An 11949-nucleotide genomic window follows, 5' to 3' on the forward strand; every position below is an offset into this window, starting at 1 on the left:
ATTAGCTCAACTTTTGTTTTAATAGCTCATTAACTTGAGCTGGATTAGCCTTTCCTTTAGCCGCTTTCATCACTTGACCAACGAGTGAGTTAAAGGCTTTTTCTTTGCCAGAGCGGTATTCGTCGACAATCGCAGGATTGGCAACAAGAACATCATCAATCATCTTGCTAATCGCTCCAGTATCACTAATTTGTTTGAGCCCTTTTGCCTCAATAATGGCATCAACATCCGCACCATTTTCGCCAGCCCACATGGCTTGGAATACATCACGTGCAATTTTATTTGAGATGGTATTATCGTTAATGCGAGTGAACAGTTTCGCTAACTGAGCAGGATTAACCGGCGCTTGCGTAATTTCTAACTCATCACGGTTGAGATTCGCCATGACTTCGCCCATAACCCAATTAGCTGCTGTTTTGGCATTTTCTTTGCCTGCTGCTTCGACGACTTGTTCAAAATAGTCGGACGTTGGGCGATTTAAGGTTAGTTGAGCTGCATGATAAGCAGGGAGTGCAAAGTCGTTTTCATAACGTTCACGGCGTGCAGCAGGTAGTTCAGGCATGTCGTTCTGAACTTTAGCCTTCCAATCAGCAGAAATCACCAATGGTGGTAAATCTGGACAAGGGAAGTAGCGATAATCGTGAGCGTCTTCTTTGCTACGCATACTACGAGTTTCATCTTTAGTTTCATCATAAAGACGAGTTTCTTGAACGACTTCACCGCCGTCTTCAATAAGCTCTATTTGACGACGAGCTTCGAATAAAATAGCACGCTCTAAGAAACGGAATGAGTTAACGTTTTTGATTTCAGTGCGGGTACCAAATTTATCACTACCTTTAGGACGGACTGATACATTGGCATCAATACGGAAAGAGCCTTCTTGCATATTACCGTCGCAAATGCCTAACCATACGACTAAGCCATGCAGGGCACGTGCATAGGCAACTGCTTCAGCAGCAGAACGGATTTCTGGTTCGCTCACAATTTCTAAGAGTGGTGTACCAGCACGATTTAAGTCTATGCCTGATGATAGTTCACCTAATGGACCAGTATAGTCTTCGTGTAAAGATTTACCTGCATCTTCTTCTAAGTGGGCACGAGTCAGATTAATCGTTTTTTCTTCTTCACCCACAAAGAAACTTAATTTGCCACCTACGACTACAGGTAACTCATATTGACTGGTTTGGTAGTTCTTTGGATTATCAGGATAGAAATAGTGTTTACGGGCAAAAATTGACAAAGGAGCCACTTCGGCACCAATAGCTAAGCCAAAAGAAATAGCCTTTGCTACTGCCTCACGGTTCATTACGGGTAAGCTACCCGGTAACGCCATATCAACAAGATTAGCTTGTGTATTAGGCGCGGCACCAAAGGCGGTGCTACTGCCTGAGAAAATTTTTGATTTTGTCGAGAGTTGTACGTGAGTCTCTAGACCAATAACGATTTCCCAACTCATTATTTCACCTCTGCTTGGCGTTTATGCCAATCTGTATGTTGTTGGAAGCAGTCACCCAGAGCTAATAATTGCCCTTCCTTGAAGTAATTGCCAATAACTTGTAGGCCAATAGGACGATTGCCTTGTGCACCACCAAAGCCACATGGGATAGACATCGCAGGTAAACCAGCAAGGCTTACACCTAAGGTATAGATGTCCGCTAACCAGTCGGCGGTAACATCCCCTTGATTATCACCGATGTTTTTTGCAACGGTTGGTGTCACGGGTCCCATAATGACGTCGCATTGATGGTTAAGCGCGTCTTGGAAATCATTGGCAATCATACGTCGAATACGTTGAGCCTGTAGATAATAGGCATCGTAGTAGCCTTGAGAGAGCACATAAGTACCAATCATAATACGACGTTGCACCTCAGGACCAAAGCCTTCAGCACGAGAACGGCTCATCATTTGTTCTAATCCAACATATTCTTTACTACGATGGCCATAGCGGACACCGTCATAACGAGAAAGATTGCTAGATGCTTCTGCTGGAGCGATAACATAGTATGCAGGAATAGCTAAGGCTGTGCGAGGTAGTGAAATATCAACGCGCTCAGCACCGAGAGCAACGAATTGAGCGATAGCTTGTTCGACGGCATTTTTAACTTCTGTGCTGATGCCATCGGCAAAATATTCTTGAGGCACACCAATACGTAAGCCTTTGAGGGGCGTACTACCATTAGCTTGGAATTTTGCTGTTTCTGCGTTAAAAGCCTGTTTAACACGTCCCTGAGCATTATTGATGCCATCACAACTCATCACGCTTGTGGAGTCTTTTTCATCAAAACCACTCATAATATCTAATAATTCAACCAAGTCTCGGGCGTTACGAGCTAGAGGACCTGCTTGATCTAGACTTGAAGCAAAGGCAATCATACCAAAACGAGAGACTGTACCATAGGTTGGTTTGATGCCTGATACACCGCATAGGGCCGCAGGTTGACGAACAGAGCCGCCAGTATCTGTGCCGGTAGTGGCTAGTACGATACCTGCAGCGACGGCTGCTGCTGAACCCCCTGAAGATCCCCCAGGGACAGCTTGCTCATCCCATGGGTTTAAACAAGCTCCAAAAGCTGAGTTTTCATTACCAGAACCCATGGCATATTCATCGCAATTGAGCTTGCCGATATTAACGCAACCAGCGTGGGCTAAGCGTTCAACCACAGTCGCATCGAAAGGACTTGTGTAATTGGCCAACATTTTGCTGGCAGCCGTAGTACGCCAGCCTTTGGTGACAAAAACATCTTTGTGGGCAATAGGTAGACCTGTTAGAGGCCCCTGTTGACCCTTGGCGATTGTCTCGTCCGCCATACGTGCTTGAGCGAGTGTTAACTCAGAATCGATATGTAAGAATGCATTCAGACGAGAAAGTTTTTCTGCTTTGTTTAAAGCCTCTTGGGCGAGCTCAACGGCACTAACTTGTTTGCTATCTAGTGCGGAGCGTACTTCGTGAATAGTGTTAAATGACATGATAATTATTCAATAACCTTAGGAACTAAGAAAAGCCCTTCAGATTCAGCAGGGGTGTTAGACATGAGTGACGCACGGGTTTGCTCAGAAGGTGTTTCTGTCACGACGTCTTCGCGTAAACGCAGGCTAATTTCTTCGTGTACTGAGAGAGGGTGGGCTAAAGGTTGTACACCACTAGTATCCACAGATTGCAGTTGCTCAATAAGGCCAAGCATACTATTGAGCTCATTTAGTGCAGTTGCTTGTTCTTGCTCATTGAGCTCTAGGCGAGCAAGGCGAGCGATACGGCTGACATCAGCGGGAGTAAGAGACATAAGAGTGTAAGAAAAAAAACGAGTAATTGTAAAAAAAGGAAAGTTACATTAAAAGGGCATATATCAATGCGCTAAAAATGCTAAACTTGCCAGATATGTTTCATTATAAGTTAATATTAAGAGTTATCCAATTCATAACCCCTTAATAAAAAACTCTTTTTGCTTACTTCACCTCCTAGATGGTAAAAAATGTTCGGATTTTTGAGAAATTATTTATCTACCGATATGGCGATTGACCTCGGTACAGCTAACACCCTTATCTATGTTCGTGGCAAGGGTATTGTTCTTGATGAGCCTTCAGTTGTGGCTATTCGCCATGACGGTGGTCAAGGTCGTAAAGTGATTCAAGCAGTGGGTCATGCCGCAAAACAGATGTTAGGACGTGTGCCTGGCAATATTGATGCTATTCGTCCGATGAAAGACGGTGTGATTGCGGACTTCTCCGTGACAGAGCAGATGATTAAGCAGTTTATCCGTATTGTTAATCCACGTAGTTTTTTTTCACCCAGTCCTCGTATTATCGTATGTGTACCTTGTGGTTCTACACAAGTAGAGCGTCGTGCGATTCGTGAGGCAGCACTGGGTGCGGGTGCAAGCCAAGTTCATCTTATTGAAGAGCCTATGGCGGCGGCAATTGGTGCTGGTCTTAATGTATCTGATCCGAGTGGTTCAATGGTCGTGGATATCGGTGGCGGTACAACAGAGGTTGCTATTATCTCTTTAGGCGGTATGGTGTACAAAGGCTCTGTACGTGTGGGTGGCGATAAATTTGATGAAGCGATTGTCAACTATATCCGTCGTCATCGCGGTATGCTTATTGGTGATCAAACTGCTGAGTATATTAAGAAAGAAATTGGTTCTGCTTTCCCGGGTGCGGAAGTGCGAGAACTAGAAGTTAAGGGCCGTAACCTGACAGAGGGTGTGCCTCGTAGCTTTACCGTTACATCCAATGAAATTCTTGAATCATTAACTGACCCACTCAATCAGATTGTTTCTGCCGTTAAGATTGCCTTAGAGCAAGCACCGCCAGAATTAGGTGCGGACATTACTGAAAAAGGTATTGCTTTAACGGGTGGCGGTGCTTTATTACGTGACTTAGATCGTCTTTTACAAGAAGAGACAGGCTTGCCTGTGATGGTCGCTGAAGATCCGCTAACATGTGTTGTACGTGGATGTGGTGAGGCATTAGAGCATTTAGAATTATTAGGACCTGTATTCATTAACGAATAATCTGTTCTGACTTAACAGAGGCGATAGTGCAAATGCTTTATCGCCTTTCCTTTGGCATATCATCAATCGGTCGGGCAACTTTTGCCCGACATTGTATTTAGGATACTCGATGCAGCAAGAGCAATCCTTACGTTTATTTAAAAGAGGACAAGCCTCTAGTGCAACACTTATTTTTTTTGTGGTGCTATGTATCGTTTTGATGGTCGTTGACTCTCAAACGAATTGGCTTGTACCTGTGCGTCGAGTTGCTGCAACCGTTATCACTCCTCTCCAGAAAGCCGCTCTTTGGCCACGAAATGTTGTGGTTCAAATTTCTAATTGGTCAAATGCTGTTGAGTTGGCAAAAACTCAGACAGAAGAAGCGCAACGACAACGAATTGGTTTAACACAATTAAATGTGCAAGCCTCACAAATGGCTGCTGAAAATGCGCAGTTACGTCGTTTATTGGGGATTAAAAACTCCGTGATTATTCCCTCGGTGGCTGTAGAAATTTTATATACAGCGGCCAATCCTTTACATCAAACTCTTGTGCTTACTAAAGGTGCAAAAGACGGTATTGCGCCGGGTATGCCCTTGATTGGAGAGGGGGGGATTGTAGGGCAAATTCAACGCGTTACCTCATCCACGTCAGAGGCTTCGCTTATTACGGATGAGCGGATTACCATCCCAGCCATTGTTTTGCGTAATGGCTTACGCGTTGTCGTCTATGGTAGTGGTCGACCCAGTCGTGTCGAAGTGCGTTACTTAGCATTGGGTGCTGATATTCAAGAAGGGGATCAATTGGTTACAAGTGGTATCGGAGGCGTATATCCTGCTGGTCTTGCTATCGGAAGAGTGAGTAAAATAGAAAATAATTCAGCACAAGGCTTTGTGAGTGCCGTTGTTGAACCATCTGCTCATCCAGAGCGTTATTTGCATTTTCTTGTATTGCTGACAGAGGTAATACATCCACAGGGCGATACACTATCGGAGAAAGAAAATGAGCAGAAATAAATCTATTCGCTCATTGCAGCCTTTGGATGCTGGTGATGAGGTTTTTCAACCTTCTACGCCGTTTGTATGGATAAGCATTTTTCTGGTGTTTGTTGCTTCTTTATTGCCTTGGCGTAATTGGCCAGGGTCGCCAGATATATTACTGGTGGTGTTGGCGTTTTGGTGTGCCCATAGCGCCAAAGGCGTAGGACTAGTAGCGGCACTTGTACTAGGGATTCTGATGGATGTGCATGATACGAATATTTTAGGTCGACATGCCCTATATTACGTGTTGGTCATTTATGCTGTTATGGCGATGCGGCATCATATTATTCAGTTTTCCGTATTTGCACACTTTACGTCTATGCTACCTGTCTTTGTATTTGCGGCGATTCCCGGACGTATTTTTGAAGCATGGTTAGCAGGTGTGTGGTCAGGTTGGGGCTGGTTGTGGTCTGGGCTTATTACTGCATTCCTATGGTTTGTCGCTGATATTTTATTTAAGTTTTTCTCTCATACGCCAGTAGATGAAAATAAACTTGATTAGAGGGTAGCAATGTTTGAGTTCGGTCAGAAATCAGGGCTACAACGTAAACGATTAATTACTCGAATTATTGTCGGTAGTTTATTTATCCTATTTTGCTTTAGTATTCTTATTTATCGTTTATGGGTGTTGCAGGTTGAGCGTTATGACGGCTTGTCAGAACGCGCCGAGCGCAATCGTATTTCTCTTATTCCTATACCACCGAGACGAGGTGAAGTCGTTGATCGTAATGGTTTGGTATTGGCACGCAGTTATCGTGATTATACGATTGAGATTGCCCCAGCACATGTTAAAAATACAGATGAAGTCATTGCGCAGTTGCGAGAAATTATTCCTGTGAGTGATTTAGACGTACGTCGTTTTAAACGTCGTCTATCTGGGGCGCATCGCTTTAGTTCGGTGATGTTAAGACATAATATCACCGATGATGAAGCGGCCACTTTTGCAGCACATTCCTATCGATTTCCTGGCGTCAGTTTAAAAGCACGTTGGGTGCGAGAATATCCTCAGGGAGAATCTGCTGCGCATTTAATTGGGTATGTAGGCCGTATTTCAGAAAAGGATAAAGAACTTCTTGAAAAAGAAGGTCGTGAGGGTAATTATCGTGGTACCGATGTCATTGGTAAAAAAGGTATCGAAGCGAGTTACGAAGAAATTTTACATGGCAAAACAGGTTGGGAAGAGGTGGAAATTTCTGCGTCGGGTCGCCCTGTTCGTGTACTGAAAAAAACAGATCCTATTCCGGGCGATAATTTGCGTTTATCCATTGATATGGGGTTGCAAAAGATGGCGGAAGGCCTATTTAATAACCCGCGCAATCCCCAGAGAGGTGCATTAGTCGCGATTGAGCCAACAACGGGTGAGGTATTAGCCTATGTGTCAGCACCGTCATTTGATCCCAATCTATTTATTGACGGTATTGACGTAGAAAATTGGCGTCGCTTATCGGATGATGAGGATGCACCATTATTGGATCGTCCGATTTCTGGTACCTTTCCTATTGGATCTACCTATAAGCCCTTTGTCGCTCTAGCGGCATTATCTCTGGGTATCCGTGATGCTGAGACGAGAATCCCTGATCCGGGGTATTTTGAGTATGGGGGGCAACGCTTTCATAATGCAGGGCGTGCCGTCTATGGACCAACCAGTATGCATCGTGCCATTGTAGTGTCTTCTGATACCTATTTCTTTAGTTTGGGTCCAATCATGGGGGTCGATAATCTACATGATTTTGCCCAGCAGTTTGGTTTCGGTAAGCGTACAGGCGTTGATTTACCGGGAGAAAAAAGAGGTATCTTGCCTTCGCGAGAGTGGAAGCGTCAAGCATACAAAGACCCTAAAAAACAGGTTTGGCATGCTGGTGAAACAATTTCTGTTGCGGTAGGTCAGGGCTATAACTCTTTGACGATTATGCAATTAGCACAAGCCACTTCTGTATTGGCGGCAAATGGTGTTTATATGCGTCCTCATATTGTGAATTGGCTAGAAAATCCTGTCACACGTAAGGCAGAGCAAGTAGTCAAAGAACCTGATTATGTGATTCCACTCAAACCAGAGCATTTGCGAGTCATTAAAAATGCCATGGTTGATGTCAATCGGTTTGGTACTGCCAAGAAAATTTTTGCAGGAGCTCGTTATGTTGCTGCTGGCAAGACTGGGACGGCACAAGTATTTAGTCTGAAAGGGGCGCGTTATAATGTACGTGCATTAAATAAGTCGCTACATGATCATGCTTTATATATGGGTTTTGCACCAGCAGATAACCCGAAGATTGCTGTCGCACTCATTGTAGAAAATGGTGGGTGGGGTTCGACAGTGGCAGCGCCTATTGCACGTAAGGTATTTGATTATTGGTTATCACCTACACGTCAAGAAGCTCCAGAGTATGTACCACCTTTTTATGAAGAAGCTAGTGAAGATCCTCAGGAAGAAAGCTCTCCTGATACCGAAGTACCCGCAGAGACACCTCGTAACCCAGAAGATCGTACCCATGATGCAACACCGGATATTCTAGAGCCAGTACCTAATACATCTTCGACAAGTGCCAATCCTCTTCCCGTATTACAAGAGGTTAGATGATGAATAAAGTGATGAATAGAATAATGCACTTTGTGGTATATGCTTTTAAAGCGATTGATTGGCCTTTATTTATTATCTTATTGCTATTTGCTGGTCTTGGGATGTTAGTCATGCATTCTGCAGTCGGTGGCTATGACGGACGTTTTATTGGGCAGGCACGTAATTTCTTGATTGCATTTTGTGTTATGTGGTTTGTTGCCTTATTTCCGCCATCAAAAATCATGAAGATAGTGATTCCTTTCTACGTGTTGGGGTGTTTACTATTATTGGCGGTATTATTATTTGGTTATACGAGTAAAGGCGCTACACGTTGGTTAGATGTGGGTTTTGCGCGTATTCAACCGTCTGAGATGATGAAACTTTGTGTGCCGATGATGCTAGCTTGGTATTTTGATAAGCATAGGAGCGATTTGAGGATACAAGACTTCTTCATTGCAGGTGTTTTACTCGCCATTCCTTTTTTCTTGATTATTAAGCAGCCTGATTTGGGGACTGCCTTATTGGTATTTGCGACGGGCTTTTTTGTCATTTATTTTGCAGGTCTATCTTTTAAGTTATTAACCCCTATTTTTATTTTTGGTTTGATTTTTATTGGGCTTGTTATTCATTTTGAGCCTATGCTCTGTGAACCGGGTTTTGACTGGGTTATCTTACATGAATACCAAAAAACAAGGGTATGTACTTTATTGGATCCGACTTCTGATCCTTTAGGTAAGGGATTTCATACTATTCAAGGGATGATTGCGATTGGTTCTGGTGGTGTCTATGGCAAGGGTTATCTACAAGGCACACAAACCCATTTGGACTTTATTCCAGAGCAAACAACTGACTTTATTTTTGCCGTATTTGCAGAGGAGTTTGGTTTGTACGGCAGTATTTTCTTATTAATTCTTTATACTCTCTTATTAGCGCGTTGCTTTGTGATTACGATGAAGGCAAAAACCCAGTTCGGGGCTTTATTAGCTGGTGCATTGGGTATGATGTTCTTTTTCTATGTGTTTGTGAATATGGGGATGGTGATGGGTATTTTACCGATTGTGGGCGTGCCATTACCTTTTATGAGTTATGGTGGCACGGCATTAGTAACGCTAGGCATTGCTGCAGGCTTATTGATGAGTATTTCTAACTATACCCCGAGTAAGCCTTCGTCATAATTCTGGGTCTGTACTCAGTAGTTTCATCACCGGACTAGGTAAAGCCAATGAGGAAATATCGCTTAGTGGATACCATTGTGTATCGGTGATAGCGAGACGGGCACTATCTTGTAGCGTTGTTGTAGCACTAATCCGCACAGGGTGAATTAGTAAGCGATAATGTGAAAAAATATGTTCAAAGCTTGCCATTTTTTGTGCGTGTAGCGTAGGATGCTCCGTTAGCCATGTATTGAGTTCGGCTTCATTGGTGAGTTCTGGCAAGGATAGTAGTCCTCCCCAAATACCTTGAGCGGGTCTTTTTTGTAGCAACACCTTATGCTGTGTACGAATAATTAGCATAATGGTTTCTCGTTGAGGGATGATTTTCTTGGGCTTTTTACTTGGCAGTACGGCTTGCTTGCTGTATTTAAAGGCATAACAATCAGGACGCAAAGGACATTCTTGGCATTTGGGTTTGCTCCTTGTGCAGACCATAGAGCCTAAGTCCATGAGTCCTTGATTATATTGACCAATTTGTTGCTCACCCATAACGTTTTTATAAGCTTGCTCCCATAATTGCTTATCTGTTTTTGCACCATATCCTTCAATACCGTAAAAGCGTGTAAAAACACGTTTTACATTGCCATCCATAATAGGTGTGGTGGCATGAAAACAAAATGCAGCAATAGAGTTGGCAGTAGACTCACCAATACCGGGGAGTTTTTGTAGCTCACTTGCTTGTGATGGAAAAAGTCCTTTATATTGTGTCGCGACTATTTGTGCGCACTTATGTAAATTGCGTGCTCGTGCATAATAGCCTAGTCCAGCCCAATAGGGCATAACTTCCTCTACGGGTGTATTGGCCAGTGCTGTGACTGAGGGAAATTTTTTTAAAAAACGAAGATAGTAATCAATGACCGTACTGACCTGAGTCTGCTGGAGCATAATTTCCGAGAGCCAGACTTTGTAGGGATCCGTTGTACCTTGCCAAGGTAAGTGATGGCGGCCTGACTGTTGTTGCCAGGCCTGAATGCGTTTAACAAAGCTAGTCATTAAAACTTAGAGTGTTTGGTGACAGACCAACGAGCAGCGATTGCGGCGATAAGCATAACGATAAGGGTAGCTAAGATAAGCCAGAACGTATCTGGCAGTGCTAAAGAGAAAGACTCGCCATAGCTTTCAGATAAAACACGAATCGCATCATTCATCATATTTAAGCCAATAATGGTTAGAACAATAGCGAGCAAACCCGAACATAAGCCAGTTATTGCGCCGAGATATAAGAAAGGGCGACGCACAAAAGACTCCGTAGCACCAACCAATCGCGCAACAGCAATTTCATCTCTTTGCAAAAGTGCTTGCATACGGACAGTATTAAAAATCGTTGCGATGACGATAATAGCCACGCCGAGTGCCAAGATACCTAGTAAAACCTTGAAGAAATATAGAATACCTTCCAGTTTTTTTAACCAATCACTATCAAATTGAACCAAATCAACGGCTTCATTTGTCTCCCATTGAAGTGCCATTTCATTCGCTTGGCCGGTGGTAATTTCACTTTTTAGAGAAATAATCAGGCTATGGGGTAGTGGGTTATTAGGAAGGACGCTGAGAGAGTCTTGCCACTCTTTATTAGCACGTAGAGAGTCAAGCGCCTCTTGTTTGGAGACTACTTCAATCGTATCAATGCTGTCTGCAAAATCCTTTTTTAATTGTTCACCCAGTTCGGTGGTTTTCTCTAAAGAGACAATGTCTTTCATAAAGAGAGTAATGACGGGATTTACAGATACGGTTTGTGCAACGGGAGCGAGTGAAGTGATAATCGCACTTACGACTAAAGGTAAAGATAACACAAACGCAATAACCGTAATATTGGTGAGCGTTGAGAACGGTGTTAGCAATAGGCGGCGCAATGCAGTGCGCAATGCATAAATATGATGACGTAACCAAGTTTTCATTAGTGGTATCCTAAATCGGTAAAGCGCCCTGGCTCAATTAATAGTGTGCGGTTTGAGTAGCTTTGCAATAATGGTCTATCGTGAGAGGCAATCAGAGTGGTGACACCAACGCGATTAAAATCACGAAATACATCGAGAATCAGATGTGCATTTTCTTGGTCAAGATTGGCAGTTGGCTCATCGGCAATCAGGATGCTAGGACGATTAACAATCGCACGAGCAATGGCTAAACGCTGTTGTTCGCCACCTGAGAGAGCAATAGGATTAAGTTTTTCTTTGCCACCTAGACCTACTTTAACAATAGCGGCACGAGCACGTGCTGCTGCAACATCCGTGGGGAGCCCCATGACAGCAAGGGGTAACATCACATTTTCAAAAGCGCTACGGTCATAGAGTAGATGGGTATCTTGTAGAATAATACCTACGGAACGACGCAAGTATGGCATAGCACGAGCGGTGATTTTATCGATACGCTCCCCTTTGACGGTAATAGAGCCTCTACTTGGTGCTTCTAAACCACCAATAAGTTTGAGTAGCGTGGACTTGCCAGCACCAGATGGACCAGAAATAAATACAAATTCGCCACTATCAATTTTAAAATTAATATCAGCGAGGATATTGGCACTTTGACCGTAGGCCTTAAATACGTGCTGGAATTCAATCATAAGTTTTGTCGTAAGCAGTAAAGTCGTTATATGAATATAACTTTCCCTGTATTTTAACATTGAATTAAAAGCTGTTAGCGACAGAA

The 11949-nt window shown here is 43.5% G+C and carries 11 protein-coding genes; 5 read left to right on the forward strand and 6 right to left on the reverse strand.

All coding sequences use genetic code 11. The features are described 5' to 3' along the window. Window position 1 precedes the first annotated feature (1 nt). From gatB to gatC, 3 genes are read right to left on the reverse strand one after another with little or no spacing between them, the layout of a single operon-like run. Complete coding sequence (gene gatB / locus HKX39_RS00955) at window positions 2-1456, reverse strand: Asp-tRNA(Asn)/Glu-tRNA(Gln) amidotransferase subunit GatB (protein ID WP_171679443.1); 1455 nt, start codon at window positions 1454-1456, stop codon at window positions 2-4. Next, a complete protein-coding gene (gene gatA / locus HKX39_RS00960) occupies window positions 1456-2967 on the reverse strand; it encodes an Asp-tRNA(Asn)/Glu-tRNA(Gln) amidotransferase subunit GatA (protein ID WP_171679444.1) in 1512 nt (503 codons plus the stop codon). Before gatA ends, gatB begins: the two co-directional genes overlap by 1 nt. A 5-nt stretch (window positions 2968-2972) precedes the next feature. After that, a complete protein-coding gene (gatC, locus tag HKX39_RS00965; RefSeq protein WP_171679445.1) occupies window positions 2973-3281 on the reverse strand; it encodes an Asp-tRNA(Asn)/Glu-tRNA(Gln) amidotransferase subunit GatC in 309 nt (102 codons plus the stop codon). A 189-nt stretch (window positions 3282-3470) separates the two neighbouring features. On the opposite strand from gatC, the gene HKX39_RS00970 reads away from it, so the two are divergent. From HKX39_RS00970 to rodA, 5 genes are all read left to right on the forward strand, one after another. Then, complete coding sequence (locus tag HKX39_RS00970; protein WP_171679446.1) at window positions 3471-4511, forward strand: rod shape-determining protein; 1041 nt, start codon at window positions 3471-3473, stop codon at window positions 4509-4511. A gap of 109 nt (window positions 4512-4620) precedes the next feature. Continuing rightward, window positions 4621-5505, forward strand: a complete 885-nt coding sequence (gene mreC / locus HKX39_RS00975; protein WP_171679447.1) for a rod shape-determining protein MreC — start codon at window positions 4621-4623, stop codon at window positions 5503-5505. Then, window positions 5492-6031: a rod shape-determining protein MreD gene (mreD, locus tag HKX39_RS00980; protein WP_171679448.1), complete on the forward strand. Its 540-nt coding sequence runs from the start codon at window positions 5492-5494 to the stop codon at window positions 6029-6031. The genes mreC and mreD overlap by 14 nt, the downstream gene beginning before the upstream one ends. 9 nt (window positions 6032-6040) lie before the next feature. Further along, a complete protein-coding gene (gene mrdA, locus HKX39_RS00985; protein ID WP_171679449.1) occupies window positions 6041-8107 on the forward strand; it encodes a penicillin-binding protein 2 in 2067 nt (688 codons plus the stop codon). Window positions 8108-8118: 11 nt separating this feature from the next. Next, a complete protein-coding gene (gene rodA / locus HKX39_RS00990) occupies window positions 8119-9261 on the forward strand; it encodes a rod shape-determining protein RodA (RefSeq protein WP_171679877.1) in 1143 nt (380 codons plus the stop codon). Here the strand turns inward: rodA and mutY are convergent. From mutY to HKX39_RS01005, 3 genes are read right to left on the reverse strand one after another with little or no spacing between them, the layout of a single operon-like run. Further along, window positions 9256-10293, reverse strand: a complete 1038-nt coding sequence (mutY, locus tag HKX39_RS00995; protein WP_171679450.1) for an A/G-specific adenine glycosylase — start codon at window positions 10291-10293, stop codon at window positions 9256-9258. The two genes, rodA and mutY, sit on opposite strands and share 6 nt — an antisense overlap. Beyond that, entirely contained in the window at window positions 10293-11198 is a 906-nt protein-coding gene (locus HKX39_RS01000) for a cell division protein FtsX (protein ID WP_171679451.1), read from the reverse strand. The genes mutY and HKX39_RS01000 overlap by 1 nt, the downstream gene beginning before the upstream one ends. After that, window positions 11198-11863, reverse strand: coding sequence for a cell division ATP-binding protein FtsE (locus HKX39_RS01005; protein WP_171679452.1), 666 nt, complete (start codon window positions 11861-11863; stop codon window positions 11198-11200). Before HKX39_RS01005 ends, HKX39_RS01000 begins: the two co-directional genes overlap by 1 nt. Window positions 11864-11949 lie beyond the last annotated feature (86 nt).

Origin of the sequence: Pelistega suis (assembly GCF_013133795.1) — a bacterium.
Lineage (GTDB): Bacteria > Pseudomonadota > Gammaproteobacteria > Burkholderiales > Burkholderiaceae_B > Taylorella > Taylorella suis.

Bases quoted from the DNA above. Each gene is read 5' to 3' on its own strand.
- gatB (WP_171679443.1), bottom strand. From the start codon at position 1,456: ATGAGTTGGGAAATCGTTATTGGTCTAGAGACTCACGTACAACTCTCG.
- mutY (WP_171679450.1), bottom strand. From the start codon at position 10,293: ATGACTAGCTTTGTTAAACGCATTCAGGCCTGGCAACAACAGTCAGGC.
- rodA (WP_171679877.1), top strand. From the start codon at position 8,119: ATGAATAGAATAATGCACTTTGTGGTATATGCTTTTAAAGCGATTGAT.
- gatC (WP_171679445.1), bottom strand. From the start codon at position 3,281: ATGTCTCTTACTCCCGCTGATGTCAGCCGTATCGCTCGCCTTGCTCGC.
- mrdA (WP_171679449.1), top strand. From the start codon at position 6,041: ATGTTTGAGTTCGGTCAGAAATCAGGGCTACAACGTAAACGATTAATT.
- HKX39_RS01000 (WP_171679451.1), bottom strand. From the start codon at position 11,198: ATGAAAACTTGGTTACGTCATCATATTTATGCATTGCGCACTGCATTG.
- mreD (WP_171679448.1), top strand. From the start codon at position 5,492: ATGAGCAGAAATAAATCTATTCGCTCATTGCAGCCTTTGGATGCTGGT.
- HKX39_RS00970 (WP_171679446.1), top strand. From the start codon at position 3,471: ATGTTCGGATTTTTGAGAAATTATTTATCTACCGATATGGCGATTGAC.
- mreC (WP_171679447.1), top strand. From the start codon at position 4,621: ATGCAGCAAGAGCAATCCTTACGTTTATTTAAAAGAGGACAAGCCTCT.
- gatA (WP_171679444.1), bottom strand. From the start codon at position 2,967: ATGTCATTTAACACTATTCACGAAGTACGCTCCGCACTAGATAGCAAA.
- HKX39_RS01005 (WP_171679452.1), bottom strand. From the start codon at position 11,863: ATGATTGAATTCCAGCACGTATTTAAGGCCTACGGTCAAAGTGCCAAT.